Annotated in this window: 35 protein-coding genes; 11 read left to right on the top strand and 24 right to left on the bottom strand. The window is 67.9% G+C overall.

Annotated elements, in window-relative coordinates:
- Positions 1 to 71: 71 nt before the first annotated feature.
- The 15 genes from KZC57_RS02330 to KZC57_RS02265 form a co-directional block, all read right to left on the bottom strand.
- Positions 72 to 305 (bottom strand): hypothetical protein, encoded by a 234-nt coding sequence (locus tag KZC57_RS02330; RefSeq protein ID WP_247640957.1) that lies wholly within the window; start codon positions 303 to 305, stop codon positions 72 to 74.
- The gene (locus tag KZC57_RS02325; RefSeq protein ID WP_187662274.1) at positions 298 to 459 is read right to left on the bottom strand and encodes a hypothetical protein; all 162 of its coding nucleotides are present in this window, start codon (positions 457 to 459) and stop codon (positions 298 to 300) included. Before KZC57_RS02325 ends, KZC57_RS02330 begins: the two co-directional genes overlap by 8 nt.
- 442 nt (positions 460 to 901) lie before the next feature.
- Positions 902 to 1162, bottom strand: a complete 261-nt coding sequence (locus KZC57_RS02320; protein ID WP_247640956.1) for a hypothetical protein — start codon at positions 1160 to 1162, stop codon at positions 902 to 904.
- A complete protein-coding gene (locus KZC57_RS02315; RefSeq protein WP_247640955.1) occupies positions 1162 to 1725 on the bottom strand; it encodes a DUF4407 domain-containing protein in 564 nt (187 codons plus the stop codon). The genes KZC57_RS02320 and KZC57_RS02315 overlap by 1 nt, the downstream gene beginning before the upstream one ends.
- A gap of 11 nt (positions 1726 to 1736) precedes the next feature.
- The gene (locus tag KZC57_RS02310) at positions 1737 to 1958 is read right to left on the bottom strand and encodes a hypothetical protein (protein WP_247640954.1); all 222 of its coding nucleotides are present in this window, start codon (positions 1956 to 1958) and stop codon (positions 1737 to 1739) included.
- A complete protein-coding gene (locus KZC57_RS02305; RefSeq protein WP_247640953.1) occupies positions 1955 to 2260 on the bottom strand; it encodes a hypothetical protein in 306 nt (101 codons plus the stop codon). Before KZC57_RS02305 ends, KZC57_RS02310 begins: the two co-directional genes overlap by 4 nt.
- 115 nt (positions 2261 to 2375) lie before the next feature.
- Complete coding sequence (locus KZC57_RS02300; RefSeq protein WP_247640952.1) at positions 2376 to 3419, bottom strand: AAA family ATPase; 1044 nt, start codon at positions 3417 to 3419, stop codon at positions 2376 to 2378.
- The gene (locus tag KZC57_RS02295) at positions 3403 to 3840 is read right to left on the bottom strand and encodes a hypothetical protein (protein WP_247640951.1); all 438 of its coding nucleotides are present in this window, start codon (positions 3838 to 3840) and stop codon (positions 3403 to 3405) included. Before KZC57_RS02295 ends, KZC57_RS02300 begins: the two co-directional genes overlap by 17 nt.
- A 41-nt stretch (positions 3841 to 3881) precedes the next feature.
- Positions 3882 to 4187 (bottom strand): hypothetical protein, encoded by a 306-nt coding sequence (locus KZC57_RS02290; RefSeq protein WP_247640950.1) that lies wholly within the window; start codon positions 4185 to 4187, stop codon positions 3882 to 3884.
- Positions 4184 to 4390, bottom strand: coding sequence for a helix-turn-helix domain-containing protein (locus KZC57_RS02285; RefSeq protein ID WP_060922097.1), 207 nt, complete (start codon positions 4388 to 4390; stop codon positions 4184 to 4186). Before KZC57_RS02285 ends, KZC57_RS02290 begins: the two co-directional genes overlap by 4 nt.
- Positions 4391 to 4525: 135 nt before the next feature.
- The gene (locus KZC57_RS02280; RefSeq protein WP_247640949.1) at positions 4526 to 4951 is read right to left on the bottom strand and encodes a hypothetical protein; all 426 of its coding nucleotides are present in this window, start codon (positions 4949 to 4951) and stop codon (positions 4526 to 4528) included.
- A gap of 64 nt (positions 4952 to 5015) precedes the next feature.
- A complete protein-coding gene (locus KZC57_RS02275; protein ID WP_157546962.1) occupies positions 5016 to 5474 on the bottom strand; it encodes a helix-turn-helix transcriptional regulator in 459 nt (152 codons plus the stop codon).
- A gap of 67 nt (positions 5475 to 5541) precedes the next feature.
- The gene (locus tag KZC57_RS16565; protein ID WP_374206593.1) at positions 5542 to 5778 is read right to left on the bottom strand and encodes a helix-turn-helix domain-containing protein; all 237 of its coding nucleotides are present in this window, start codon (positions 5776 to 5778) and stop codon (positions 5542 to 5544) included.
- Entirely contained in the window at positions 5778 to 6104 is a 327-nt protein-coding gene (locus KZC57_RS02270) for a hypothetical protein (protein WP_247640948.1), read from the bottom strand. The genes KZC57_RS16565 and KZC57_RS02270 overlap by 1 nt, the downstream gene beginning before the upstream one ends.
- A 131-nt stretch (positions 6105 to 6235) precedes the next feature.
- Positions 6236 to 7399 (bottom strand): site-specific integrase, encoded by a 1164-nt coding sequence (locus tag KZC57_RS02265; protein WP_247640947.1) that lies wholly within the window; start codon positions 7397 to 7399, stop codon positions 6236 to 6238.
- Positions 7400 to 7764: 365 nt separating this feature from the next.
- Here KZC57_RS02265 and KZC57_RS02260 point away from each other — a divergent pair, with 365 nt between their 5' ends.
- Together KZC57_RS02260 and KZC57_RS02255 are read left to right on the top strand one after the other, a co-directional pair.
- Positions 7765 to 8085, top strand: coding sequence for a hypothetical protein (locus KZC57_RS02260; protein ID WP_231919620.1), 321 nt, complete (start codon positions 7765 to 7767; stop codon positions 8083 to 8085).
- A 172-nt stretch (positions 8086 to 8257) separates the two neighbouring features.
- The gene (locus KZC57_RS02255; RefSeq protein WP_247640946.1) at positions 8258 to 8587 is read left to right on the top strand and encodes an ATP-dependent DNA ligase; all 330 of its coding nucleotides are present in this window, start codon (positions 8258 to 8260) and stop codon (positions 8585 to 8587) included.
- Between the two features lie 77 nt (positions 8588 to 8664).
- Here KZC57_RS02255 and KZC57_RS02250 read toward each other — a convergent pair whose 3' ends face one another.
- A complete protein-coding gene (locus tag KZC57_RS02250; protein ID WP_105949880.1) occupies positions 8665 to 9138 on the bottom strand; it encodes a DUF4383 domain-containing protein in 474 nt (157 codons plus the stop codon).
- Positions 9139 to 9325: 187 nt separating this feature from the next.
- Between KZC57_RS02250 and KZC57_RS02245 the strand changes: the two genes are divergently transcribed.
- Positions 9326 to 9826 (top strand): DUF6098 family protein, encoded by a 501-nt coding sequence (locus KZC57_RS02245; protein WP_247640945.1) that lies wholly within the window; start codon positions 9326 to 9328, stop codon positions 9824 to 9826.
- Positions 9823 to 10575: an MBL fold metallo-hydrolase gene (locus KZC57_RS02240; protein WP_247640944.1), complete on the top strand. Its 753-nt coding sequence runs from the start codon at positions 9823 to 9825 to the stop codon at positions 10573 to 10575. The genes KZC57_RS02245 and KZC57_RS02240 overlap by 4 nt, the downstream gene beginning before the upstream one ends.
- Before the next feature lie 10 nt (positions 10576 to 10585).
- Here KZC57_RS02240 and KZC57_RS02235 read toward each other — a convergent pair whose 3' ends face one another.
- The 6 genes from KZC57_RS02235 to KZC57_RS02210 form a co-directional block, all read right to left on the bottom strand.
- Positions 10586 to 11812, bottom strand: a complete 1227-nt coding sequence (locus KZC57_RS02235; protein ID WP_247640943.1) for a Dyp-type peroxidase — start codon at positions 11810 to 11812, stop codon at positions 10586 to 10588.
- Positions 11812 to 12345 carry a copper chaperone PCu(A)C gene (locus KZC57_RS02230; RefSeq protein ID WP_247640942.1) on the bottom strand — a complete coding sequence of 178 codons (534 nt, stop codon included), beginning with the start codon at positions 12343 to 12345 and terminating at the stop codon, positions 11812 to 11814. The genes KZC57_RS02235 and KZC57_RS02230 overlap by 1 nt, the downstream gene beginning before the upstream one ends.
- Before the next feature lie 11 nt (positions 12346 to 12356).
- Positions 12357 to 12977, bottom strand: coding sequence for a copper resistance CopC family protein (locus KZC57_RS02225; RefSeq protein ID WP_247640941.1), 621 nt, complete (start codon positions 12975 to 12977; stop codon positions 12357 to 12359).
- Positions 12978 to 13088: 111 nt separating this feature from the next.
- Complete coding sequence (locus KZC57_RS02220; RefSeq protein ID WP_157546958.1) at positions 13089 to 13694, bottom strand: hypothetical protein; 606 nt, start codon at positions 13692 to 13694, stop codon at positions 13089 to 13091.
- A 50-nt stretch (positions 13695 to 13744) separates the two neighbouring features.
- Positions 13745 to 15094, bottom strand: coding sequence for a deoxyribodipyrimidine photo-lyase (locus KZC57_RS02215; protein WP_247640940.1), 1350 nt, complete (start codon positions 15092 to 15094; stop codon positions 13745 to 13747).
- Positions 15091 to 15468 carry a hypothetical protein gene (locus KZC57_RS02210; protein ID WP_060923166.1) on the bottom strand — a complete coding sequence of 126 codons (378 nt, stop codon included), beginning with the start codon at positions 15466 to 15468 and terminating at the stop codon, positions 15091 to 15093. Before KZC57_RS02210 ends, KZC57_RS02215 begins: the two co-directional genes overlap by 4 nt.
- 50 nt (positions 15469 to 15518) lie before the next feature.
- Here KZC57_RS02210 and KZC57_RS02205 point away from each other — a divergent pair, with 50 nt between their 5' ends.
- The 3 genes from KZC57_RS02205 (at position 15519) to KZC57_RS02195 (ending at position 18503) form a co-directional block, all read left to right on the top strand.
- On the top strand, positions 15519 to 15878 hold the full coding sequence (locus tag KZC57_RS02205; RefSeq protein WP_060923165.1) for a YnfA family protein: 360 nt from the start codon (positions 15519 to 15521) through the stop codon (positions 15876 to 15878).
- Positions 15879 to 15999: 121 nt separating this feature from the next.
- The gene (thrS, locus tag KZC57_RS02200; protein ID WP_247641602.1) at positions 16000 to 17952 is read left to right on the top strand and encodes a threonine--tRNA ligase; all 1953 of its coding nucleotides are present in this window, start codon (positions 16000 to 16002) and stop codon (positions 17950 to 17952) included.
- Complete coding sequence (locus KZC57_RS02195; protein WP_025103533.1) at positions 17949 to 18503, top strand: HIT domain-containing protein; 555 nt, start codon at positions 17949 to 17951, stop codon at positions 18501 to 18503. Before thrS ends, KZC57_RS02195 begins: the two co-directional genes overlap by 4 nt.
- Positions 18504 to 18584: 81 nt before the next feature.
- On the opposite strand, the gene pdxY is transcribed toward KZC57_RS02195, so the two are convergent.
- Both pdxY and KZC57_RS02185 read right to left on the bottom strand, forming a co-directional pair.
- Positions 18585 to 19436 (bottom strand): pyridoxal kinase PdxY, encoded by an 852-nt coding sequence (gene pdxY / locus KZC57_RS02190; protein ID WP_060922279.1) that lies wholly within the window; start codon positions 19434 to 19436, stop codon positions 18585 to 18587.
- A 46-nt stretch (positions 19437 to 19482) separates the two neighbouring features.
- Positions 19483 to 20790, bottom strand: a complete 1308-nt coding sequence (locus tag KZC57_RS02185; protein ID WP_247640939.1) for an aminotransferase class I/II-fold pyridoxal phosphate-dependent enzyme — start codon at positions 20788 to 20790, stop codon at positions 19483 to 19485.
- Between the two features lie 89 nt (positions 20791 to 20879).
- Between KZC57_RS02185 and pdxS the strand changes: the two genes are divergently transcribed.
- The 4 genes from pdxS to ruvC all read left to right on the top strand — a co-directional run bounded on the left by pdxS (position 20880) and on the right by ruvC (position 23915).
- A complete protein-coding gene (gene pdxS / locus KZC57_RS02180; RefSeq protein ID WP_247640938.1) occupies positions 20880 to 21773 on the top strand; it encodes a pyridoxal 5'-phosphate synthase lyase subunit PdxS in 894 nt (297 codons plus the stop codon).
- Positions 21763 to 22353 (top strand): pyridoxal 5'-phosphate synthase glutaminase subunit PdxT, encoded by a 591-nt coding sequence (gene pdxT / locus KZC57_RS02175; RefSeq protein ID WP_060922278.1) that lies wholly within the window; start codon positions 21763 to 21765, stop codon positions 22351 to 22353. The genes pdxS and pdxT overlap by 11 nt, the downstream gene beginning before the upstream one ends.
- A gap of 170 nt (positions 22354 to 22523) precedes the next feature.
- Positions 22524 to 23285: a YebC/PmpR family DNA-binding transcriptional regulator gene (locus tag KZC57_RS02170; RefSeq protein ID WP_060922277.1), complete on the top strand. Its 762-nt coding sequence runs from the start codon at positions 22524 to 22526 to the stop codon at positions 23283 to 23285.
- Positions 23286 to 23330: 45 nt separating this feature from the next.
- Positions 23331 to 23915, top strand: coding sequence for a crossover junction endodeoxyribonuclease RuvC (gene ruvC / locus KZC57_RS02165; protein ID WP_060922276.1), 585 nt, complete (start codon positions 23331 to 23333; stop codon positions 23913 to 23915).
- Positions 23916 to 23924 lie beyond the last annotated feature (9 nt).

Below are 23924 nucleotides of genomic sequence, written 5' to 3'. Positions count from 1 at the left end.
TCCCTCCGTGTTGAATTACGAAGGGCGCCCCGACCAATGAGGTCGAGACGCCCTGTCCGGCTCAATCGCCGCTACTGCTTCGTTTCCTGCAAGAACGTTCGCAGGACCCCCTGGACAGCCAGCCGATGCCGCTTATCCCGTGCAACGATCGAATCGACCGTCGCCGCCATCACCCCAGGCAACAGCGCAAGCACACGAGCAAACCGCTCCAAGGGGATCTCCCTCTGAAGAACCGACTCCCGCTCAGACGGCTCCGCCAGGATCACCATCGCCGACACCCGCCGCGCCAAATCCAGATCATCCACGCGAGTCACCCCCAAGCCGACGAGCCATCCGATCAACGGGATGCTCCGGCGACGACGGCTTCACCACGCCCTTCACGAACACGACCAACAGGCCGATGATCACAATCGACACCGCAATCGCGCCAATCCACGAAACAATTTCCCAAGGGTTCATCGCTCCAACTCCTTCTCATCAAAACTCGCGAGGCGGGTAGTCCCTCCCGCCCCCTTCACGGCCATCCCTATAGGTCAGGGCCCTTTCACACACGGATCTTTCTCATGCCGGCGGGAGCCGGATGACCAGCCGCCGCCGTCCAAAAGCCCGTCGATACTCGACGGTCACCAGCCCTCGATCAGCGAGCCGCAACGCCGCGCGCCTTGTGTTTGCCCCACCATCACCCGGGAGCAGACCCATACCTACGCGGAGACCGGCGAGCTGCTCGAGCAGATCCCGCTGAACACACCCCAGGCCCCGGCTCATACGGACTCCGATCTAAGTGATGTACATACGTGGAAAAAACGGCGGGGAGAGATCGGCCCTATACCTTCGGGAGGGCCGCTGAGGGGAGGGGGAGGGGGAGGTGGCCAGGGTCGTATCTCCTGGCCACCTCTGTTTCTCACCAGACGCGTGCTTGCCGCGGCTGCTGGCCTCGATTGAGGATGTGCTTTGGCTTCGCGTTGGGCACGTTCTCCTCGGTGAACTCACCTGTGATGGTGATGCTGATCGGTGTGCCCGGTGTGACTGCGATGAGGGTGTTGTCGTCGGGTGACAGCCACCCGCCTCGACCCGCCGCGGTCCGCATCGCGGCCTCGCCCAGCTCCCGGGCTTCGTCGTCGGGGAGTGTGTAGCTGTGTTCCCCGATGCGTACGGTGCCCATCAGTAGGACGAGGGTCCGCGGCCGATGGAGTATGCCATCTCCCGGGCAAGTACCTGGGTGATGTCGTCCCGGAACCGGGTGAGGTTCCTGATGTCACGGAGTGCTTCCCCTGCCGCGGGGTAGGACTCCGAGGCTGCGTCGATCACAAGCCCCCATCCCATCTCGTTCGCGCGGCGGATGATGGCGTAGGCGAGGGACTTGTCCTGTGTGCGTGCGGCCCGCGTAAAGGCTCGGAGGGCGTCGTTCTGGTCCTTGAGACCGTCTGCACGTTCCTCGGCGTCTCGCATTGCGAGAATGTCGGAGCCGTTGTCACCGAGCCGGGTGTGCAGGTTGCGTTCGAGGGACTCGAGCTTCGTGTTGATGGCGGCACTTTCCTTGGCGCGGAGAACGTCGAGTGCGCCCTGTACCTCCTTGTGAGAGTCCTGGAGTACGGCTTCCTTGCCTGCGGGCGAGAGGTTCGGGTTTGTCTTGGCGGCTTCCCGGTCTGCCTGGTACTTCCGGATCTCGGAGGCGGCTGCGTCGCGGAGGGTGTTGATTTCGGTGTTGAGGGTGTCGAGTGCCATGGTTGTTCTCCTTAATTGCGGTTCTGATTCGTTGCAGCATCCGCGATGTCTGTTGCGATGCGGATTGCGTCTGATGTGGGGATCACGAGTTTCGGGAGCCGGCCGACGATGATCGCGATCCCTGGTTCTGTTGCGCCGGTCGGGTTTTGGAGGACGGCCGGGGTGACTGCTGCTTCGTGGCCGTCGTTGATGTTCTGTTGGTATCTGTGTGGTGCCGAGTAGAAGCGGGTCATGTCTCGTCCTGGGGGACGTAGAGTCCCTCGGATGCTCGGTGCATGCCCTCGGGTGAGTACAGGGCGGGTTCGAGGCGTTCGAGACCGGAAGGGTTACGGAATCCCGTTGCGGGGGCGTCCTCGTCGGTGTTCATTGGTTTCTCCTTTCGAAGCGCGGCGGTCCAGTCGCGCGCTGGCTGTCGATGCCCGGAAGCCTCGAGCTGGCGGTAGTAGTGAGAGAGTTCACGAGCGAAGGCAATGGGGTCGTCCCAGGCGTTGCTGAGTGCTCGGAAGTTGAGTGGCTTCGGGGCTGCTGCGCCCATCAATCGCTCCTCTCGTTGAGCCACGGACATGTGGCGTCGTGTTGGATCTGCAGGATGGTGACGCTGGGGGAGACCTCGATCACTCGTGAGGTCGCTAGGCAATCGGGGCAGAGGCTCATGCCGGATCTCCAGATGTGTCCGCCGTATCCGAGTGTCCGAATTGCAGGTCTAGTACCGATTCGGACACTCGGATAGGACGGACAGGTCCGTACACTCCGAACCCGAGCCGTTCCGCTCTACCCGCGTCGGCAGCTCGGCGAAGATATCGGCCAACGTCGTCGGGGTTCATGTTGGTGATGGTCGCCACGTCCTTCGGCTTCACGCCTTCAGGGAAGCGTGCGAGAGTCTCGAGGATTTCGCCCATGCGGTCACCGACTCCTGTTGTTGCTCGCGCCGTTTGTGCGGAGTGCGCGGCGTCCGCCAAACTGCCGCCAGCAAGAGTCCAGGTGCCGACCCCCTCGAGGGAGATCCGGTACTCGCCTTCCGCCGCGTCGCGAGACGTGACTCGCAGAGTGGCGTCCTTTGAGAGACGTTCACGGGAGAGGACGACGATGGTGTCGGCCGAGCCAGCAAGTCCCTGTGTTCCGGACACAGCGTCGAGGAAGTCGACGCTGTCGGCCTTGCGAGTGTGGTGGACGACGACGATCGCTGCGCCGGGTGCTGAGTCGGCTATGGCTTTGAGCATTCCGCCGACTCGGTAGTCGCGCTCGTACGACGACTCTCCACTTACCGCGGGGGGCATCGCCTTGCCGAGGGTGTCGAGAATCACGACGGGCTCGTGGTCGCTCCACTGGTCCACGAACGCCTGTAACGTCTCGAAGATGTCGTTGCGGCCGATCTTGGTGATGAAGGTGAGCGTGTCGGCGATCTGCTCTGGCGCGAGCGCCTTGATCCGAGACTGCAACCGTCTGGGGCCATCCTCGAGTGCTGCGTAGAGCACGGGTCGCGCCTTCCCGGTCGGGATGCATCCGAGTGCCGGCGTGCCGGAGGAAACGGCCAGGCCCAGGCCGAGAACCAGCCAAGACTTGCCGAACTTCGGCGGCGCAACGAGCAGGCAGAACCCTTCGGGGATCACGCCGTCGACGACATATCGAACGGGCGGGAAGTACTGGTCCATCAGCCAGTCGGCGGTGAAGGAGTTGTCAAGCAGCGTGGTCACGGGCGGCCCCCTGGTCTTCAGTTGTTGCGAGTGTTACGGGCTCGCGGACGGTGTCGAGATTGGCGAGGTAGATGCGCCAGGTTTCGTCGAGAATGTCGTCCACGTCCGGACGATTGGCTAGTTCTGCCGCGTCGTCTAGACGCTGCAGCAGATAGTCCTTGCGTTCCTCATCGCCGAATGCGCGGAGCCATAGACGATCTGCTTCGAGTCGGGCAGCGCCGAGCTCGCCCTGCATTTGACTGCGCCCGTCCATCACGCCGAGGTTGTATAGCGAAAAGAGGGGAGCAGGCAGGGCCGCGAGTGACAGTTCGTCGTTCGCCAGTGCCGTAACCCACGCGTCGATAGTTGTCGAAGCTGTTTCGCTGATTCGACGCGCGGTGAAGCGATCCGGGGTAGAATGGACTGTATATCCAGCCGCCACAGCAGGATTCCCGAGAGCCCCGTTCGCGGGGCTTTCGCCATTCAATGGGCGCTTCTTTCGCGGTCGACGTTCTGAGCTGCCCTTGCACCGGTCGGGTCAGCGATGCCGGTTGCGGTGTAGAGCTCGAATCCGGCCCAACTCAGCTTCTCGAGTGAACGCGCTACATACGTATTGATAACGCCGCGCACATTGCCGTTGGCGCGGTGCATGGCTCGAATGAGCTTGCTCATCTTCGCGGGGGGATACGCAACACTGTTGGCTTCGAAGACGCGCGCTGCGTAGCGAATGAGTTCTTCGACCGTTTCGTGCTTCCCGGTCGTTGCGGTTGATTCAGGGTGCTGGTTCATGCCGCGTCACCCCCGAGGTACTGGAGTGGGCGGCCGGCCGCTTCGATGCTGGCCAAGTTGACCCTGATGAGTCGTGGGCCGAAGCGCTTGGCCTCGATCTCGCCCCGGGTGATCATGCGGCGAATGGTGTCAGGGGAGACCTTGAACTCGTTGGCGCCGTCGTCGATCGTTCCCCAGCGTGGCGCGAGTGCGTCGGTGGGCATAAAAATACCTCCAGGCAGAGTGATTAATCCTCTGCTTGGAGGCCGCTTGCACAAGGGTGGAGCCTGACCGTAAAGGTGGGTTCTCGTTGCCCCGTGCACTCCAATTCTAGCACGGCTCCTGCGACTGTGTGCGCGTTACTGCGTAATTGACTTGCTATGGATCAGGTGGATCAGGGGTATTTCGTGGATCCTTAGTTGTGCGAGGGTGGTGAAGCTCACGTACAGGGTCGAAGGCTTAGCCACGACCCGGCGCAACCCGCATGTCGGACAGCCCAAGTTCCAACGCACGCGGAACCCCGGGCGGTAGAAGATCTCTGGGTCATGACCCTCAATACGTATCCACTCATCACCGTCGAGCCACTGTGCAACATCCTGGGGGACATCAATAGCGTGGGGGAGTGATGGGGAGTAGTAGTGCCCGGTGAAGACGGTCCAGATGATTGATCCCTCGTATTCATCGGGATGGAAAGACGCGATCGGCGTCCTGTCATGTTCGCCCGCACTCGTTCCGTCGCAGTATACGGAGACGTACGGCGTTTCGGGCCGGGAGTAAAGCGTCATTCGAGCTCCTTGCTTCGCTTACTACCTAAGCAGGCGCGCGGGACATTCCGGCGCGCCTGCTCAGTCACGGAATGATCTTGTCGGACTCCATCACCGGCTTGAGAATGAACGGGTCGCGGATTGGGTAGCGGCGGCCGATCGTGTACGCGAGGTCGTGGAGTGCCCACATGAGTGCTAGCTGCTTGCGGTTGGAGGTCCAGAATCGGTTGTCATCTCGGAACATGTTCTGGTCGATGGCAAGCACGATGAAGTCAGGGTCGTCGCAACCAACCCAGAGAGACGCTGCGATGCGACGCCCCACGGCTTGTGTCTGCTCGTCCTCGTCGGGTTCGACCGCGTCTGTCGTAGGACAGGACTTGGCGCGTTGTTCCGCTTCATTGAAAACCCAGGAGACGTCTAGGCCGAGTGCCCCACACATGCGGACTACTTGGTCGACCGGGATGGATGGCCCCGTTGGTCTCAACCGAACGCTCACTTGCGCTTGAGACATCCCGGCGGCGGAGGCGAGGTCTTTCTGAAGCATGTGCTTCTCCCGCATCGCCTCCCGGATGACGGCGACGATGTGATCATCAACTCGGGAACGCGGTCTCCTAGCAGGCATCAGTTATGTCCTCTCGCCACCCGCGCTCGACGCGCCGGACCATAGCCGCGAACTTTCCAGCCTGCGTCTGGTTCCACGCATACAGAGGCCAACGCCTCGAGAGCGTCTTGCCTGTTGCGTGCCGCCACCGGACGACTGTTCGGCTGGATACTCCGCAGATCTCTGCGATAGCTCGAGCCGATAGCCCTTCTCGTTCGAGAGCGTCGAACGACTCGTGCACGGCCATCAGACGTCCCGATCGGCGAGTTCTGCGGTGACGCTGTGGGGCCGCGTGAGGCGCGTCGACAGCGCCTTGGTAAACCGCTCATACTCCGCGGCTGCCTGGGTGAATACGTCGGCGATGTTCTCGAACGTGTTGGTAGCTTCACCAGGTTCGATCCAGATCTCTCCGGCGTCGAACACGCACTCGATTCGTGGCCGTCCGTTTACGACTTCCAGCAGGAACGTCTCGCTCACATCGCCGGCCGCGATGGTCATGTGCTTCTCGTGGGTGTTGGCCGCGTGCTCGATGATCTCCGGGTCGGTGTGGTCGAGTTCGCACCAGCGGTACACGGGGCACGGGGGAGTGTCCGTAGTTGCGGATACAGTTGCATTGGTCATTGCGACTCCAGTTGTTTGACCTTGCCCTCGTCGAGTTGCCGCTCGGCGGGGGCTTTTCGTATGGCGACGGGTATCGCCACGACTTATGCGAGTTCGCTCATGCGCCTCGCGAGTTCTTCGTCCCTGCCTGCAGTGTGCTGGTAGCGCATCGCGGCCGCCACTGTCGAGTGCCCTAGGCGCGCCTGCAACTCCTTGAGGGTGGCGCCTGCGAGGGCGGCTCTGGTTGCCCCGTAGTGCCGCAGCGCGTGCCAAGGCATGTCGCCTCTGCCGGCGGCTCTGCGGGCGGGATCCCAGTGCTTGTAGAAGGCTGACTGGGCGAGGTGGCCGCTGCCGTCCGCGGATGGGAACAAAAGGCTGTCGGCAGACCGCCCAACGTGCTCTTCCAAGTGGGACTCGACGATCTCGTTGACGTGTGGTGGAAGGACGATGGTCCGTACGCCGGCTTCCGATTTGGTGCGCCCAACCACGAATCCTTGGCCGGGAACGTGGGCAACTGCACGCGACACGTTGACGACGATCGAGCCGGCCCCCTCGTCTTCGTCGAGTACCTCGATGTCACGCCGCCTAAGCTCCGTGAGTTCGCCGTAGCGCAGCCCGGCCCACGCAGCGAGGATGACAGCGGCTTGGAACTTTGGGGTGATCGCGTCCACGATGGTTTGCAGTTCGGACGCCGTAGGCGGCTCGACCTTCTTCCCCGTCGACGCAGACGCAGCGCCGCGTATCTGACATGGATTCGTCTTGATCCGGCCATCAGCAACCGCGGTGGTGAGGATCGCTTTGAGGAGCTCGTATGCTCGGGCGGCCTGAGTCTTCGTTCCGGACGCAATGAGCGAGGAGTACCAGGCGCGCACCTGGTCGGGGGTGATCGCGGAAAGGCGTGAGCCTGCGAAGGGGGAGAGGGCGCCTGCAAGGAGCCGTCGGTACTCGGCTAGTGTCCGCGGGCGCAGGTGTTCGCCGTTCCGATTGGTGCGGGTAGCAACCCAATCCTCGGCGTATTCAGCGAATGAAGTGCCGCGGCCCTTGCCCGCCTGTTCTGCGCGCACCGTTTCGAACTCGGACCATGTTCCGTCGAGTATCCGTGCCTGCTGAACGGCTAGCCACCCGCGCGCGTCGGTGATCCCGTCAAATGTCTGCGGTGCGTTGTGACGCCGACCGTCCGGGCCGACATACGAGGCCTGATAGCGGCCAGAGGAGCGCTGCCTGATGGCGCCGAAAGATTCGCGCCTCTTTCGTCTTGTGCTGGCCATACGGTCCTCCCTGGGCAACAACGGGCAATATCTAGTGCGTGGCTGTGCGTCTTCGTGCGTCCCAGTGACCTTAACACGGCTCAGTCACATCCGCACCATATCGAGGGTAAACCGCGAGATGGTGGGGGTTGGCCCAGTGTCACGCATACTGTTTCGATCCCAGTATCGCGCACCACCTGAAACCCCCGGTTCTGCCGGGGGTTTTTTCTTGCCCGCGCGCGACGTCGCAGATCTGCGCGAGGTCGCAGCCTCACGGCAGAGCCCTGCGACCTCGGCGCGAATTTCCGAGTCGGCGCCGCCGGGATCGAGTTCGAAGATGTGTTCGAATATCGGTATCCTGGAAGAGGCCGGAGGAAGGAGCCGGTGTGGGGAACTCGGGTCGCGCGCTCTCCGCGTACAACGACATGCGGTCGCAGCATCAGGCCATCGAGGCCGCCGCACGCCGCGGCCCCCTGCAGTCCCTGTCCGATCGCGAGCTCGCCTTGCGCGAATCCGCCATCACCGTCTATCCGCACGCGCTCCAGCGGCGGGTGCGGGCGTGGGTGCGGTTCGGCCCGGAGGCGATCCGCGTGGAGGCCAAGGTCGTCCGCTCCACTCCGCTCGCGGCGGGCATCGAGTTCCGTGCCGGCGAGCGCACCTACCGCTGCTGGGTCTGGGGGAACGCCGTGCAGCCGGTGGAGGCATAACCGGGGAGTGGACACCGCTCGCACGAACTGTTCGTTTCCTGTCCGCACAACGGTGTCTTCGTCTTCCCGGGTGCGGTGCCGGTGACAGGGTGGACGGACATCACCACCGGCGGTCGACGATCGCACCTCCGTGGGACGAGATCTCGTGGCGATCATCTCAGGAAGGGCGGACATGGGCAGATTCATCTACGACGGAAGCACCAAGGTCGAGGTCGAGGACCGCGCGCTGCGGCATCTGCAGCTGGTGATGACCGCGAAGCTGCGGCGGGGCGAGCCCTTCCCGTACACCTGGAAGGAGGACGCCAGCATCGGGGGCGGACGGATCACCGTCTGGCTCCACGCCGGGAGCTCCATGGTGTTCAAGTACGTCGGCAGCCGCCAGCCGGAGATCAACCGGGCCTGGGTCGACGCGCTGGCGTATACGGCAAACTCGCCCGGTGGTCTGTATCTCGTGCCGGAGCCCGCCGGGAGCGCCGTCACCGGCAACCTGGACCTGTCGTAGGGCACGGGACGGCGACAGACGGGACGCCCCCTCCGCGAGGCGAGGAGGAGGCGTCCCGTCTGGGGGTGCACCGAGCGTCAGACGCGCGCGGTGCCGGCGCCGTTCCGCGGGACGCGCGGCTCTCGACTGACGAAGATGCCCAGCAGCACCATGCCGATCGCGAGACCGAGGTGGAGCCAGTTGTCGGCGTTGTTCACCGGCAGGAAGTTCAGCTGCTCGTTGCCGACCGCGATGAGGCCGTACAGCCAGACGACGAGGTACGCGAGCCCGCCGATGATGAGGTAGAGGCGGGAGGCGCGCGGCGAGGCGGCGAGCGCGATGCCCGCGACGGCGAACAGCAGGTGCACGACGTTGTGCAGGACCGAGACCTGGAAGAGGCCGAGGAGCAGGGCCTCCGATGCTGCTCCGGCACCGTGCAGGTGTTCGGCCGAGTGGGTCAGGCCCGGGATGAAGCCGGCGATGCCGACGATGAGGAAGACGATGCCGACGATCAGCGCCGTCTTCTGGATCGGTGTCTCGGCGTAGCGGGTGGTGTGGGTGGTGTCGCTCATGATCCCTCCAAGGTGGGTGCGGTTGCCCGAAGGTAGAACCCCGGGGTACGGGCTGAGAGGGCATTGACGCGGCGGAAGCGGCGCGGTAGCTTCCCCCGCGTCCGCGAGCGCTCCGGCGATGATGCGCTCGATGCCCGGATTGTCAATCCCCCTCGGCGTCGTCACGGCCGCTTCTTACGCTCGGGCCATGACCGATGCTGCTCTCGACCGCACCTGCGGGCCCGTCTCTGCTCCCGATCGCGACGCGGCGACCGGGCTGCGACGCATCGACCATCTGGCGCAGCTGGCCGCCGTCGTCCGCGCATGCCCCGGCCTGCACGTCCGCTACTCGGAGGGGCCGGATGCGGATGCACGCCGTTCCAGCGTCGACACCGAGAGCGGACTCGAGCTTCCCGGCCTCTCCGTCAATCCCTTGGATGCCGAGCGCTGGTGGACGCGTCCGCTGGAGGACTGGCTCGCGCGCCAGCTCTGTCAGTACCGACACCTCGCCGAGAAGGATCCGCAGCGCATCGCCTGGGTCCTGCGAGGCGAGCACTGCGGCCGGGGGCCCGACTGCGAGCCGCTGCTGCGACAGGTGGAGCCCATCGCCGTGATCGGCGCACACGTGCTGCTCGAGGCCAGGGAGCGGTACGAGCGCAACTTCGATGCGGGTCGCGGACCCGCCGACGACGAGGAGGACCGGGGATGAGCAGAGGGCGGCAATGGACGGAGGTCGTTCCCGGCTTCTTCGGCATCAGCGTGGCGGACGTCAACTGCTACCTCGTGCAGACCGCGGACGGGCTGACGCTGTTCGATGCGGGACTGCCGCGCAGCCGGGGCGAACTGCGCGACCTGCTCAGCCACCTCGGGGCGACGGAGTCCGACATCGATGCGGTCGTCCTGACGCACGGGCATTTCGACCACGTCGGTGTCGCGTGCGCGTTGCACGAGGAAGGGGTCTCCGTGTTCGTCCACCCTCGCGACGCACAACTGGCCCGTCATCCCTACAGCTACCGTCCGGCCTCACCGCGCGTCCCCTACGTGCTCACCCATCCGCGGGGGATCCCGACCATCACCCGGATGGCACTCGCCGGAGCCCTGAACGTCCGCGGCGTCGAGGCGCAGCCGCGCGTGAGACACGAGCATCCGATCGACGCCCCTGGGACCCCGATCGCGCTGTGGACTCCCGGGCACACGGAAGGGCACTGCGCATACCTGTTGGAGGAGTCCGGGGTGCTCATCGCCGGCGACGCCCTCGTGACGCTCGACCCGTACACCGGCGAGACCGGACCCCAGATCGTCGCCAGGGCGGCCACGGCCGACACCGCGGAGGCGATGGAGTCGCTGGACACCCTGGCGCGCACGAGCGCGCGGGTCGTCCTGACGGGCCACGGAGAGCCCGTCCTGGACGGTGTGGGGCCCGCGGTCGCCGCCGCCCGGCGACGCGGACCCCACTGAGTCCTCGACCTCAGTCGAGCAGCGTCTCCCCGATGTAGCCGCCCTCCGCGCACCCCGGGGGCACCGCGAACACGGCGGATCCGATCGGGACCGTCCACTCGTTGAGCAGGTCGAGCTCGTCGAGCCGTTGCTGCATCGGGACGAACTGCCGCGCGACGTCGGCCTGGAACGCGGCGAAGAGCAGCCCGGATTCGGAGACGCCGTCTCCGGCCGGGCGCTCGTCGTAGTTGTACGCCCGTCGGAAGATGCGCTCCGTCCCGTCCCCGCGTGCGCGCCGGATGTGCGCGAACGCCGGGATGACGGGGAACCCGATGGCCGTCGTCGCGTCGAAGTCCGGCTCGTCGAACTCCGACGTCCCCGTGAGCGGCGCACCGTCGCGGAGCGTCCGCCCCACCGAGGCCTCGCGGCCTCCGCGATCCAGGCGGTCCCAGGTGTCGAGGTCCATGCGGATGCGGCGCAGGACCATGCCGGTGCCGCCGGCCAGCCAGCCGTCCCCACTCCACACCACCTGGTCGAAGTCCGCGGTCCCCGGCTGCGGATTGCTCGTGCCGTCGACCTGGCCGAAGAGGTTGCGCATGGTCGTGCCCGGTCGCTCAGTGCCGTGTGCCCGGCGGAAGCCCTGCTGGATCCATCGGACGGTCGCGAAGCCGCGCGCGTCCTTCAGGAGCATGCGCTGCGCGTGCGCGACGGTCAGGGGGTCGTCGGCGGCGATCTGCAGGAGCAGGTCTCCGTCCGAGAACTCCGGCTGCAGGCGGTCAACGCGGAAGGCGGGAAGCGGAGCGAGCCACGCGGGGGTATTGCCGCCCGCTCGTGCCACGAGCGCCGGGCCGAAGCCGAACGTGACGGTCAACCGGGCAGGGGCGACGGCGAGCTCCGGCTCGGAGTCCGCGAGCGCCGATCGTCCCTGGGTGAGCCGCGCCGCATCGTCCGTGAGGATCCGCAGGAGCCGGCGGAGCGCGTCGCGGTCGACCTCCGGCCGGAGGTCGAGCGCCACGAATGAGCCGTGCGCCTGGGCAGGGGTGTCGATCCCGGCCTGATGAACACCGTGGAACGGGACGGTGAGGGAGCCGTTGAGCGGTGCGGGGGCCGCGGGAGCCTCCGTGTCCGCCCGCGTGAGGGCGAGGTCGGCCCCGACCGCGACGGCGGCGCCGACACCGGCGACAGCCCCTCCGAGGAGGAACTGCCGCCGGGTCGAGCCGGTGCGGCCGGTGCGCGCGCCCGAGACGCGCGCGGACATCAGTGGTCCATGCCCTCGTGGTCGTCGGCGCCGTCGTAGTTCTCGTTCGCGCCGGAGTAGTCCTTCACCGGCGCGGCGAACTCGAACGTCGAGTCGTCCGACAGGGTGACGGTGAACGCGACCTCGTCACCGGCTTCCAGAGGCTCGGAGAGGTCCATCATCATGATGTGATTACCCCCGGGCTCGAGGGCGAGGCTGCCGCCGGCGGGGACGACGAAGCCCCCGGCGATCTCCCGCATGACCATCTCCCCGGCCTCGTTCTCCACGGTCTCGTGGAGCTCGATCATCGGCGAGGCGGCGGAGGTGACCGATGTCACCGTCACGTCCTCCTCGCCCTCGTTGACGAGCACGCCGAAAGCCGCGGACATGCCTTCGTCGGCCGCCTTGACCCAGGCGTCGTCGATCCGGAGATCGTCACCGGCGGGGGTGCTGGTCGGGGTCTCGGTTTCTGTGGGCGCGGTGCACCCGGTGAGCGCGACCAGCGAGAGGACGATCGCCGCGCCGAAGCGGGGGAGAGAAGTGCGAGTATTCATGATGATGCCTTTCAGGAGTTCTCTGCCGTGTCGTCGCCGGATTCCGGCGGCACGGCCGCCGCGCGGCGGCGGCGGAGGATGAGGAGGAGGGCGAAGGCGGCGACGGCGAGTGCCGCGCCCGCCCCGCCGACGAGCAGGACCCGGATCGGGCCGCCCGTCTCGTCTGCGTTCTGATCCGATGCGGTCGACGATCCGTCCGGGGCGGACGCGGTCGACTCCGGGTTCCCTGTCGATGCCAGCGGGACGGCGTCACCGATCGCGAAGGGGATGACCCCCGCGATCGGATGTCCGTCCTCGGAGACGACCTGCCAGCGCACCTGGTACCCGCCGTCCGGCATGTCGGGCAGGAGGGCAGCGGTGATGTTCCGTCCGCGCACCTCCACCTCGCCCGTCGCCCAGTCCTCGCCCTCCGCGTCGACGACGAGGACGACGGCCCCGGCGGTCGACTCGTCGAGGACGAGGAGTTCGCCCGAGAACGTCATGGTGACGCTCGAGGGCGCAGCGTCGAGATGCTCCCCGTCGCCTGGGCTGCTCTCGATGAGTTGGTCATGGGCGGTCGCCGGCGCTGCCGTCGCGAGGATCGCGACAGCCGCCAGCACCGCCCCGGCCGCGAATCTGCGGACAGGGGACATGGAAGAGCCTCTCTTCAGACGTCGCCGAGCGACGCGGGTACCTGCGTTCGGACGCGCGTCACAGCGGACGGCGCGAGGACGCACCGCACGGCGGGAGGCCGCGGGCGCGGATCAGAGCGCGGGGAGAGAGGGCGGGGCGCGCCCGAGAAGCGGAGTGAGGAGGCGAAGACCACGGCCCGCCGGCACGAGGAAGAGCCCGGCGAGGCGGAACGGAGAAGCAGCGGCGCGCGGGGCGAGCGTCGCGTCCGCACGCCGACGCACCCAGCGGACCATTCGGACGGCGAGAGCGCGCAGGGTGAGCAGCAGCCGCTCCCCGCGGTGGAGCGCCGTCACCGTGACGACCGCGGCGAGGGCATGCCCGAGCCACATCGCGGCATCCCCGCTCGCGACGACCGCAGAGCCTTCGGCTGCGGGGAGCACGAGCGGAGCGCCGTGCACGTGACGGATCGCCGCGCCGGACGGAGTGACCGTGCCGAGCACGAAGAGGACGTGGAAGAGGAACTGGCTCACGACCACGGAGAGCGTGAGCCGGGTGAGGGAGAGCCTTCGTCCGGCGAGGAGCACGCTCACCATGAAGGCGAACAGCCAGGGCACCAGGATGCCCAGAGGGCCCGGCATCTCTCCGCCGCCGCTCACGTGACCCGCCAGGGCCACGAAGATCGCGAGCGACGAGGTCGCGAAGCCCCGCACGACGGCGGGCTTGCGGGACGGGCTCACGGGCACCAGTCTGCCATGCGCCGGCGGTGGCCGCGGGCGTGAGCCAGGCGTCAGCTCCGCGGTGCGCCGGAGCGCTTCACGACGTCGTAGGCCGCGAGCGCTGCCTTCCGAGTCTCACCGAGGCCGACGATCGGCTCGGCGGGGGCGCCCGCAGCCCAGCGGCCGATGTACTGCCCCTCGCCGTCGAACTTCTTGGCCTGCAGCTCCGGGTTGAACACACGGAAGTACGGGGCGGCGTCGGCACCGGAGCCCGCGACCCACTGCCAGTTGAACGGATTGCTCGCGTCGTCGGCGTCCACCAGCGTGTCCCAGAACCACTCCTCGCCGAGCCGCCAGTCGATCAGGAGGTTCTTGACGAGGAACGATGCCGTGACCATCCGCACCCGGTTGTGCATGTACCCCGTGTGCCAGAGCTCGCGCATGCCCGCGTCGACGAGGGGGACTCCGGTCTCGCCGTGCTGCCAGAGCTCCAGCCGCGCGGGGTCCAGGGGAGGCCACGGGAACGCGTCGAACTCGCGCCGCAGGTTCTTCGTCGCGAGATCCGGGAAGTGGAACAGCGTGTGCCAGGCGAACTCGCGCCAGCCGAGTTCCGAGAGGAATCCGCCGGCCCCGTCGACCTCGATCGCCTCGTGCCACACGGTGAACGGACTGAGCTCGCCCCAGCGCAGACGCGGGGACAACCGGGAGGTGGCACCGGCAGCCGGCGCGTCGCGAGCGTGGTCGTACGTGCGGAGGTCTTCGGCGAGGAAATGCCGCAATCGGCGGCGCGCGGCGGGCTCGCCGGGCTCCCAGGTATCGCGCAGACCGCCCGCCCAGTCTGGGGCGGTGGGCAGGAGCCTCCAGTCGTCCAGCGCGTCGGAGCGGAGCCGCCTGCCGTCGCCGCGGAGCTCTCGAGGCTCAGGGAGCGGGGCGCGCGGGGCCGGGAGGGCCAGGCAGGCCCGCCAGAACGGCGTGAAGACCGAGTAGTGCGTGCCGCTCCCGGTGGTGACCGTCCACGGCTCGTGCAGAAGCGACGCCGCGAAAGAAGCCACCTGGAGACCGTCGTCGCGCAGCGCCGCCTTCAGCCCCGCGTCGATCTCGCGCCCGGCCGCCCCGTAGCGGCGGTTCCAGAAGATCGCTCCGGCGCCCGACTCCGCAACCAGCTCCCGCACGATCCGGTCGGCGGGCCCACACCGCAGCACCAGCGTCGCCCCCTTCTCCTGCAGCCGCTCGGCGAGCGAGGCCAGCGAATGGTGCAGCCACCAGCGCGCCGCGCCGCCCAGCGGACGGATGCCGGGGGAGTCCTCGTCGAGGACGAAGAGCGCGATGATCGGTTCGTCGCGCTCGACGGCGGCACGCAGCGCGGGGTTGTCGGCCAGGCGGAGATCGTCGCGGAACCAGACGATCGAAGGCGAGGTCATCGGGTCGCCCACAGGGCCCAGGCGATCAGCAGAGGTTGCAGGAACAGGCGGCCAAACCGCCGTCGGTCCGTATCGAGTCCCGGCGTCGATCGCCCGGTGCGCCACTGGTGCCAGTTGCCGGGGAAGACCGCGGCGAAGAACCCCGCTGTCGCCCACCCCATCTTCCGTCTTTCTCGCGGCAGTGCCACCAGCCCCGCGGCGAGCGCGACCTCGGCCGCACCCGACGCCAGGACGATCGTGTCCTTGTCCATCCGGGTCAGGTGGGTCGCCCAGTCGGGCACGACGACCCGGAACCCGCGGGTCTGGGTGAAGTGCAGCACGCCCATCGCCCCGAGGGCGAGCGCGAGGAGCCAGCGGGCGATCGTCCGTGTCATGCGCCCACGCTACCGTCCCCGTCGGACGCCGAGGCTGTCACACTGAGGCGATGACCGTGCTGCGCATCGCCGTCCTCTTCCTCCTCGCCGCCGTCGCCGAGATCGGCGGTGCCTGGCTCATCTGGCAGGCGGTGAAGGAAGACCGCGGGTGGTTGTTCGCGGTCCTCGGGGTCATGGCGCTCGGTGCGTACGGGTTCATCGCCGCTCTGCAGCCGGATGCGAACTTCGGCCGCGTCCTGGCTGCGTACGGCGGGATCTTCATCGCCGGATCCCTCGCCTGGGGCGTCATCGTCGACGGATTCCGCCCCACCTCGTGGGACGTCATCGGCTCCGTGGTGGCGCTGGCCGGGGCGGCGATCATCATCTTCGCGCCGGTGGCCGCGGATCCGCTGTCGGAGACCGCCGCGTGACGGTCGGCGACCCGCGAGCGGACGAGTAGCCTAGATCCAGACCCAGATGGAGTGATCAGTGCTTGAAAACGCCCAGCCGACCGACGGCTTCGCCCTGTTCTCTGACCGAAACGTCGTCGCCATGCGCGTCGGCGGCGTCCTCAAGGACCTCGCTGCGACGGTCACCGAGACCGACGACGTCGAGCCCGTCACGATCGACAGCCCCGACGGCCTGAACATCCTGCGTCACTCGACCGCGCACGTGCTCGCGCAGGCGGTGCAGCGGATCAACCCGCAGGCGAACCTCGGCATCGGTCCACCCATCACCGACGGCTTCTACTACGACTTCGGTGTCGACACCCCGTTCACGCCGGAGGACATCAAGGCGATCTCCAAGGAGATGCAGCGCATCGTCCGTGAGGGCCAGCGCTTCGTCCGTCGCGTCGTGACGGATGAGGAGGCTCGTGCGGAGCTGGCGGACGAGCCGTTCAAGCTCGAGCTCATCGGGCTCAAGGGCCCTTCGACAGGCTCAGGGACCCAGGGTGATGCCGAGATCGCGGAGGGGGCCTCCGTCGAGGTGGGCGAGGGCGAGCTCACGATCTACGACAACACCACCCGCGACGGCGAGGTCGTCTGGAAGGACCTCTGCCGCGGTCCGCACCTGCCCAACACGCGCATGATCGGCAACGGCTGGGACCTCACCCGCATCGCCGCCGCGTACTGGCGGGGGAGTGAGAAGAACCCGCAGCTCCAGCGCATCTACGGCACCGCATGGCCGACGAAGGACGAGCTCCGCGCCTACCAGGAGCGCATCGCCGAGGCCGAGCGCCGCGACCACCGCAAGCTCGGCGCCGAGATGGACCTGTTCTCCTTCCCGGACGAGATCGGCTCGGGACTGGCGGTGTTCCACCCCAAGGGCGGCATCATCCGCTACGAGATCGAGGAGAACCTGCGCAAGCACCTGCTGCGCAACGGCTACGACCTCGTCAACAGCCCGCACATCACGAAGAAGGATCTCTTCATGACGTCGGGGCACCTGCAGACCTACGCGGACGGCATGTTCCCCCCGATGCACCTCGACGAGGTCGTCGACGACGAGGGCAACGTCACCCGCCAGGGCCAGGACTACTACCTGAAGCCGATGAACTGCCCGTTCCACAACCTCATCTTCCGTTCGCGCGGGCGCTCCTACCGGGAGCTGCCGCTGCGTCTGGCCGAGTTCGGCACGGTCTATCGCTACGAGAAGAGCGGAACGCTGTCAGGGCTCACCCGCGTGCGCGGCCTGACCCAGGACGACGCGCACATCTACGTCGCCCAGGACCAGGTCAAGGAGGAGCTCACCACCAACCTGAACCTCGTGCTCGACCTGCTCCGCGACTACGGCCTCAACGACTTCTACCTCGAGCTCTCGACGAACGAGGAGGGCAACCCGAAGTTCCTGGGCGAGCCCGAGCAGTGGTCGACGGCGATCGACACGCTGCGCGAGGTCGCGATCGAGTCCGGTCTCGAGCTCGTGGCCGACCCGGGCGGCGCGGCCTTCTACGGCCCGAAGATCTCGGTGCAGGCTCGCGACGCCATCGGCCGCACCTGGCAGATGTCGACCATCCAGCTCGACTTCAACCAGCCCGACCGCTTCGAGCTGGAGTACACCGGTCCTGACGGGCAGAAGCACCGCCCCGTGATGATCCACCGGGCGCTCCTCGGCTCCGTCGAGCGCTTCTTCGCGATCCTGCTCGAGCACTACGCCGGCGACTTCCCGCTCTGGCTCGCGCCCAGCCAGGTGGTGGGTGTGCCGGTGGCCGAGCAGTACGGCGACTACCTGGACGACGTCATCGCGCAGCTGCGCGCGGCGGGCGTGCGGGCCGACGTCGATCACTCCGACGACCGCATGCAGAAGAAGATCCGGAATCACACCACCGCGAAGGTCCCGCTGATCCTCATCGTGGGGGAGCAGGATCGCGCCGCGGGGACCGTGTCGTTCCGCTTCCGCGACGGCACGCAGGAGAACGGCGTGCCGGTCGCCGACGCCGTGCGCCGGATCAGCGCCGCCATCGCGTCGCACGCGCTGGTGTTGAAGGCGGGAGACCTCGCATGACGGGCGGTGAGGCGGACCTCGAGGACGCCTCCCGTCTCGTCGGGGTGCCCGACGAGTTCCAGCGGCTGTGGACCCCGCATCGGATGGCGTACATCCAGGCCGGGCCGGAACCGCTGCGCGAGGAATGCCCGTTCTGCGAGGCGCCGAAGTACCCGGACGCCGAGCGGCTCATCGTGGCGCGCGGGGAGACCGCGTACGTGCTGCTGAACCTCTTCCCGTACAACTCGGGGCATCTGCTCGTGTGCCCGTACCGGCACATCGCCACCTACGACCAGGCGACGCCCGAGGAGGTCGCGGAGATCGGCGCGCTCACCCAGACCGCGATGCGCGTGCTCCGCGAGGTCTCCGGCTGCGACGGCTTCAACCTCGGGATGAACCAGGGCGCGGTGGCCGGAGCGGGCGTGGACGCGCATCTGCACCAGCACGTCGTGCCGCGGTGGCGCTCAGATGCGAACTTCTTCCCGATCATCGCCAAGACGAAGGCGCTCCCGCAGCTCCTCGGTGAGGTGCGGGAGGCCGTCGCGGAGGCCTGGCCCGCCGCCGATCGCTGAGCCGCCTCTGGGTCGCTGAGCCTGTCGAAGCGTCGTGACCCGGCCCTTCGACAGGCTCAGGGACCCAGGGTCGAGGAGGAGTCAGCGCACCTGGCGGGCGGTGAACTGCATCCGCGGGTTCGCGTAGAACTCCTGCGCCTCGACGAGCTGCAGCTCGCGCTCGCCCGAGTCGAGCGTGGCCTGCAGCAGGTCGTAGACGCTGGAGGCGGTGCGCTCCAGAGCGATCTGCGCGCTGCCGGTCGCGACGTAGTGCGCGGTGAACAGCGCGGCCGTCACGTCGCCGGAGCCGTTGGCCTTCATCGGCAGGTGCGGGGTCTGCACGAGCCAGGCGCCTGCGTCGTCGACGGCGAGCATCTCGATCGTGCCCTCTTCGCGGTCGGGCCGCTCGACGCTCGTGACGAGCACCGTGCGCGGCCCCATCGCCCGCGCGAGGTCGACCGACGCGAGGGTGGACTCGAGCGTGTCGGGCTCGGTCTCGGTGAGGAAGCCGAGCTCGAACTGGTTCGGCGTGATGATGTCGGCCACGGGAACCACGCGTTCGCGGAGCAGGATCGGGATGGCCGGAGCCACGAAGCAGCCGGACTTGGCATTGCCCATGACCGGGTCGCACGCGTACAGCGCATCGGGGTTGGCCGCCTTCACCCGGGAGACCGCGTCGATGATGACGTCGCCGATGCCTTCGCTGCCCTGATAGCCGCTGAGCACGGCGTCGATGGAACCGAACACGCCGCGTTCCTCGATGCCGGTGATGACCTCGCCGACGTCGGCCGGGTCGATCAGCGGGCCGCGCCAGGCGCCGTAGCCAGTGTGGTTCGAGAACGTCACGGTATAGACCGGCAGCACCTCGACGCCGATGCGCTGCAGCGGGAAGACGGCGGCGGAGTTGCCGACGTGACCGTATGCGACGGCGGACTGGATGGACAGGATCTTCATACCCGGTCCCTTTCATTCTGGGCGGGTCGATGCCCGCGTCGGGTGATCATCGTCCGGCGGCGACGAGGTCGGCGATGAGGGTCTCCGTGTCGTCCTCGGCGAGGTCGTGCACGGTGAGTCGGAGGTGATGCGAGGGCTCGGCGCGCTCGTCGAGCGCGAAGTCGTCGCCGGTGCGCGCGAGCCAGCCGCGCCGCATGAGGTGGTCGGCGACCGTGCGCGCGGGCTTCTCGAATCCGACCCACAGGCTCAGGCCGTCCGGGTCGGGCGCGTCGATGCCCGCGGCGCGCAGGCGTGCCGCGAACGCGGCGTTCCGCACGGCGTAGTGCCGGCCCGCCTCCGCGATCTCCTCGCGGACGTCGGGGTCGGTGAGTTGGGCGAGCGTGAGGCGCTGCAGCAGGTGGCTCACCCACGTGGTGCCGGGGCTGAGCCGCATCGCCAGGCGCTCTGCGGTTTCCGGGTCGGTCGCCGCGAGCGCCAGGCACATGTCAGGCCCGAGGAACTTCGACACCGAGCGCACCAGGGCGAACCGCTGGTGGCCGGGGCCGATCAGCGATTCGAAGGGACGCTGGGAGAGGAGAGAGAAGTGGTCGTCCTCGATGACGAGCACATACGGGTGGTCGGCGAGCACGCCGCGCAGCGCCTCCGCGCGGGCGGGGGAGAGGCTCACCCCCGTCGGATTCTGCGCGCGCGGGGTGCAGATCACGGCGCGGACGCCCGCGTCCAGAGCGGCGCGGAGGCCATCGACCGTCATGCCCTCGCTGTCCACCGGGACTGTGATGGCGCGATACCCGCCGAGCCGCACGGTGTGGATGCTCGCGAGGAAGCAGGGGTCCTCGAGTGCCACGGCGTCGTCACGCATGAGCGCCTGCGCGAGCAGGCGTTCGACGGCATCGACCGCACCGCTGGTCACGGTGACCCGGAAGTCGTGACCGGGGAGGTCGGCACCCATCCACTCCCGCGCCCACGCTTCGAGACCGCGGTCGATCACCGGCTCCCCGTAGAGCACGGGACGACGACCGATCGTGCCGAGCGCCTGCGACGGGTCGGGGATGCGGGCCGGGTCAGGGTTGCCGGTGCCGATGTCGCGGAGCACGGTGTCCGGTGCGTAGCCCTCCTGCGGCACGACGTCGACCCCGGCGACGACCGTGCCCGCGCGCCCTCGCGAATGCACGAGTCCCGCCTGCGCGAGCTGGCGGTAGGCGGCGACCGCCGTGTTGCGGTTGACCCCGAGGGTCGCCGCGAGCTCGCGCACGGGAGGAAGGACCTCGCCGGGCCGGAGCGTGCCGCGGTCCCGGAGGGCGCGCACGCTGTCCGCGATCTCCGCCGCGGTGGTTCCCCTGATCTGCTCGCTCATGATCCTCCTCCGAGATTCTAGGTGGATCGGACAGTGCTACCTTTGATCTAGATCAAAACCGATTTCGGATCATCCGACAGGAGACCCCCATGACCGAGCAGCCCACCACCGGATCCGCACGCGTGAAGCGCGGTCTCGCCGAGATGCTCAAGGGCGGCGTCATCATGGACGTCGTCACCGCCGAGCAGGCGAAGATCGCCGAGGACGCCGGTGCCGTCGCCGTGATGGCGCTGGAGCGGGTCCCCGCGGACATCCGCGCGCAGGGCGGTGTCTCCCGGATGAGCGACCCCGACATGATCGACAGCATCATCGACGCGGTCTCCATCCCCGTCATGGCGAAGGCGCGGATCGGCCACTTCGTCGAGGCGCAGGTGCTGCAGGAACTCGGCGTCGACTACATCGACGAGTCCGAGGTGCTCTCGCCCGCCGACTACGTGAACCACATCGACAAGTTCGGCTTCACCGTGCCGTTCGTCTGCGGCGCCACGAACCTGGGGGAGGCGCTCCGCCGCATCAACGAGGGCGCTGCGATGATCCGCTCCAAGGGTGAGGCCGGCACGGGGGACGTCTCCGAGGCCATGAAGCACATCCGGAAGATCCGGGGAGAGATCGCCGCGCTTGCCGCGCTGCCGAAGGATGAGCTGTTCGTCGCCGCGAAGGAGCTGCAGGCACCGTACGAGCTCGTCGCGGAGATCGCCGAGACCGGGAAGCTCCCCGTGGTGCTCTTCGTCGCCGGAGGCGTCGCGACCCCGGCCGACGCGGCGATGATGATGCAGCTCGGCGCCGACGGCGTGTTCGTCGGCTCCGGTATCTTCAAGTCCGGAAACCCGGCCGAGCGCGCGAAGGCCATCGTCAAGGCCACCACGTTCTTCGACGACCCGAAGGTGATCGCCGAGGTGTCCCGCGGGCTGGGCGAGGCTATGGTCGGCATCAACGTGAGTGACCTGCCTGCGCCGCACCGCCTCGCCGAGCGTGGCTGGTAGCCCGCGCGTCGGCGTCCTCGCCCTGCAGGGCGATGTGCGGGAGCACGCCGCGCTCCTGGAAGTGCTCGGCGCCGACGTCACCCTGGTCCGTAGGGCCGAGGAGCTTGCGCGCGTCGACGGTCTCGTGCTCCCCGGCGGCGAATCGACCGTGATCGACAAGCTGTCCCGACTGTTCGGTTTGCAGCAGCCGATCCGCGACGCGATCGCCGACGGGATGCCGATGCTCGGCACCTGCGCGGGGCTGATCCTGCTGGCCGACGAGGTCGTCGACGCGATCGAAGGACAGCAGAGTTTCGGCGGACTCGATGCCGTCGTGCGGCGCAACGCGTTCGGGCGTCAGGCCGAATCGTTCGAGGCCGAGCTGACCGTGCCCGCGTTCGACGAGCCGGTGACGGCGGCCTTCATCCGCGGACCCGTCGTGGAGGCGGTCGGGCCGAGGGCCTCGGTGCTCGCGACACTGCCGGACGGCCGCGTGGTCGCAGTGGAGCAGGACGGGCTGCTCGGGCTCAGCTTCCACCCGGAGATCACGAACGAGACGCGGTTCCACCGGCGCTTCCTCGACCGGGTCGCCCGCCGCTGACGGTGTCGTGGGTTCAGGCATCGGCGCGAGTTCAGGCGCGTGCGCGCGCAGGTGCCTGAACTCGCGCGAACGCCTGCGCGAGCGGGACGACAGCGGTGCCGCGGCACGGTTCGATAGACTGGACGACGCCCTGGGCGGCGTTCCGGGGCGCAGACGACGAGCGGAGACTTATGTCCGGGCATTCCAAGTGGGCCACGACCAAGCACAAGAAGGCCGTCATCGACGCGCGCCGTGCGAAGTCCTGGGCCAAGCTCATCAAGAACATCGAGGTCGCGGCCAAGCTGGGCGGCGCCGACCTGCAGGGCAACCCGACGCTCTTCGACGCGGTGCTCAAGGCGAAGAAGACCTCGGTCCCCAAGGACAACATCGACCGCGCCATCAAGCGCGGCGCCGGCATCGGCGGTGAGGCCGTCGAGTACACCTCGATCATGTACGAGGGCTACGGTCCTAACGGCGTCGCCCTCATGATCGAGTGTCTGACCGACAACAAGAACCGTGCAGCGGCCGAGGTACGCACCGCGCTCAGCCGCAACGGCGGCACCCTCGCCGATCCGGGCAGCGTCGCGTACAACTTCAGCCGCAAAGGCGTCATCGTCGTCGGTTCCGAGGGCACGACCGAGGACGACGTCATGATGGCGGCGCTGGAGGCCGGCGCCGAGGAGATCGAACCGCACGCCGAGGGCTTCGAGGTCATCACCGAGGCGAGCGACCTGGTGGCCGTCCGCTCCGCCCTGCAGGACGCCGGGATCGAGTACGAGTCGGCCGACGTCGAGTTCGTGCCGAACCTCAAGGTCGAGATCGACGCCGAGACCGCCCGCAAGGTGTTCCGCCTCATCGATGCGCTCGAGGACAGCGAGGATGTGCAGAACGTCTTCAGCAACTTCGATCTGTCGGCCGAGGTCCAGGCAGAGCTCGAGAACGACGACGCGTAGGCGCGGCGCGAGCCGACGACGCGGCGCGCGGCCTAGCCTGGTCAGGTGACCACTTCGTTGCGCGTGCTCGGCATCGACCCCGGACTGACCCGGTGCGGTGTCGGCATCGTCGACGTCGATCGCGCTCGTCGCGGCACGCTCGTCCACGTCGGAGTCATCCGCTCCGCCCCGGATGCGGAGATCGGCGACCGGCTCGCGATCGTCGCCGCGGGGATCCGCGCGGCGATCGCCGAGCACCGGCCCGATGCCGTCGCGGTCGAGCGGGTGTTCGCGCAGCAGAACACGCACACCGTGATGGGCACGGCGCAGGCGAGCGGGGTCGCCCTCCTGATCGCGGCCGAGGCCGGCCTGCCGGCGGCGACCCACACGCCCAGCGAGGTGAAGGCCGCGGTGACCGGGTACGGCTCCGCCGACAAGCGTCAGGTCCAGGCGATGATCGCGCGGATCCTCCGGCTGGACGCGCCTCCGCAGCCCGCGGACGCGGCGGACGCCCTGGCGATCGCGCTGTGTCACGCTTGGCGCCGCGGCGCTCCGTCGACGAGTCGCACGGGTGGCGGCCTGACTCCCGCGCAGCGCGCGTGGGCCGACGCGGAGCGTGTCGCTCGAACATATCTACGAGCCGGCTCCTAGACTGACAGG

Origin of the sequence: Microbacterium sp. KSW4-4 (assembly GCF_023091185.1) — a bacterium.
GTDB lineage: Bacteria > Actinomycetota > Actinomycetes > Actinomycetales > Microbacteriaceae > Microbacterium > Microbacterium paraoxydans.
This window is presented reverse-complemented; position numbering and strand designations above follow the sequence as displayed.

Bases quoted from the DNA above. Each gene is read 5' to 3' on its own strand.
- KZC57_RS02325 (WP_187662274.1), bottom strand. From the start codon at position 459: ATGAACCCTTGGGAAATTGTTTCGTGGATTGGCGCGATTGCGGTGTCG.
- KZC57_RS02320 (WP_247640956.1), bottom strand. From the start codon at position 1,162: ATGGGCACCGTACGCATCGGGGAACACAGCTACACACTCCCCGACGAC.
- KZC57_RS02315 (WP_247640955.1), bottom strand. From the start codon at position 1,725: ATGGCACTCGACACCCTCAACACCGAAATCAACACCCTCCGCGACGCA.
- KZC57_RS02310 (WP_247640954.1), bottom strand. From the start codon at position 1,958: ATGACCCGCTTCTACTCGGCACCACACAGATACCAACAGAACATCAAC.
- KZC57_RS02305 (WP_247640953.1), bottom strand. From the start codon at position 2,260: ATGGGCGCAGCAGCCCCGAAGCCACTCAACTTCCGAGCACTCAGCAAC.
- KZC57_RS02290 (WP_247640950.1), bottom strand. From the start codon at position 4,187: ATGAACCAGCACCCTGAATCAACCGCAACGACCGGGAAGCACGAAACG.
- KZC57_RS02285 (WP_060922097.1), bottom strand. From the start codon at position 4,390: ATGCCCACCGACGCACTCGCGCCACGCTGGGGAACGATCGACGACGGC.
- KZC57_RS02280 (WP_247640949.1), bottom strand. From the start codon at position 4,951: ATGACGCTTTACTCCCGGCCCGAAACGCCGTACGTCTCCGTATACTGC.
- KZC57_RS02275 (WP_157546962.1), bottom strand. From the start codon at position 5,474: ATGCTTCAGAAAGACCTCGCCTCCGCCGCCGGGATGTCTCAAGCGCAA.
- KZC57_RS16565 (WP_374206593.1), bottom strand. From the start codon at position 5,778: ATGGCCGTGCACGAGTCGTTCGACGCTCTCGAACGAGAAGGGCTATCG.
- KZC57_RS02265 (WP_247640947.1), bottom strand. From the start codon at position 7,399: ATGGCCAGCACAAGACGAAAGAGGCGCGAATCTTTCGGCGCCATCAGG.
- KZC57_RS02255 (WP_247640946.1), top strand. From the start codon at position 8,258: ATGGGCAGATTCATCTACGACGGAAGCACCAAGGTCGAGGTCGAGGAC.
- KZC57_RS02250 (WP_105949880.1), bottom strand. From the start codon at position 9,138: ATGAGCGACACCACCCACACCACCCGCTACGCCGAGACACCGATCCAG.
- KZC57_RS02245 (WP_247640945.1), top strand. From the start codon at position 9,326: ATGACCGATGCTGCTCTCGACCGCACCTGCGGGCCCGTCTCTGCTCCC.
- KZC57_RS02240 (WP_247640944.1), top strand. From the start codon at position 9,823: ATGAGCAGAGGGCGGCAATGGACGGAGGTCGTTCCCGGCTTCTTCGGC.
- KZC57_RS02235 (WP_247640943.1), bottom strand. From the start codon at position 11,812: ATGTCCGCGCGCGTCTCGGGCGCGCGCACCGGCCGCACCGGCTCGACC.
- KZC57_RS02230 (WP_247640942.1), bottom strand. From the start codon at position 12,345: ATGAATACTCGCACTTCTCTCCCCCGCTTCGGCGCGGCGATCGTCCTC.
- KZC57_RS02225 (WP_247640941.1), bottom strand. From the start codon at position 12,977: ATGTCCCCTGTCCGCAGATTCGCGGCCGGGGCGGTGCTGGCGGCTGTC.
- KZC57_RS02215 (WP_247640940.1), bottom strand. From the start codon at position 15,094: ATGACCTCGCCTTCGATCGTCTGGTTCCGCGACGATCTCCGCCTGGCC.
- KZC57_RS02210 (WP_060923166.1), bottom strand. From the start codon at position 15,468: ATGACACGGACGATCGCCCGCTGGCTCCTCGCGCTCGCCCTCGGGGCG.
- KZC57_RS02205 (WP_060923165.1), top strand. From the start codon at position 15,519: ATGACCGTGCTGCGCATCGCCGTCCTCTTCCTCCTCGCCGCCGTCGCC.
- thrS (WP_247641602.1), top strand. From the start codon at position 16,000: ATGCGCGTCGGCGGCGTCCTCAAGGACCTCGCTGCGACGGTCACCGAG.
- KZC57_RS02195 (WP_025103533.1), top strand. From the start codon at position 17,949: ATGACGGGCGGTGAGGCGGACCTCGAGGACGCCTCCCGTCTCGTCGGG.
- pdxY (WP_060922279.1), bottom strand. From the start codon at position 19,436: ATGAAGATCCTGTCCATCCAGTCCGCCGTCGCATACGGTCACGTCGGC.
- KZC57_RS02185 (WP_247640939.1), bottom strand. From the start codon at position 20,790: ATGAGCGAGCAGATCAGGGGAACCACCGCGGCGGAGATCGCGGACAGC.
- pdxS (WP_247640938.1), top strand. From the start codon at position 20,880: ATGACCGAGCAGCCCACCACCGGATCCGCACGCGTGAAGCGCGGTCTC.
- KZC57_RS02170 (WP_060922277.1), top strand. From the start codon at position 22,524: ATGTCCGGGCATTCCAAGTGGGCCACGACCAAGCACAAGAAGGCCGTC.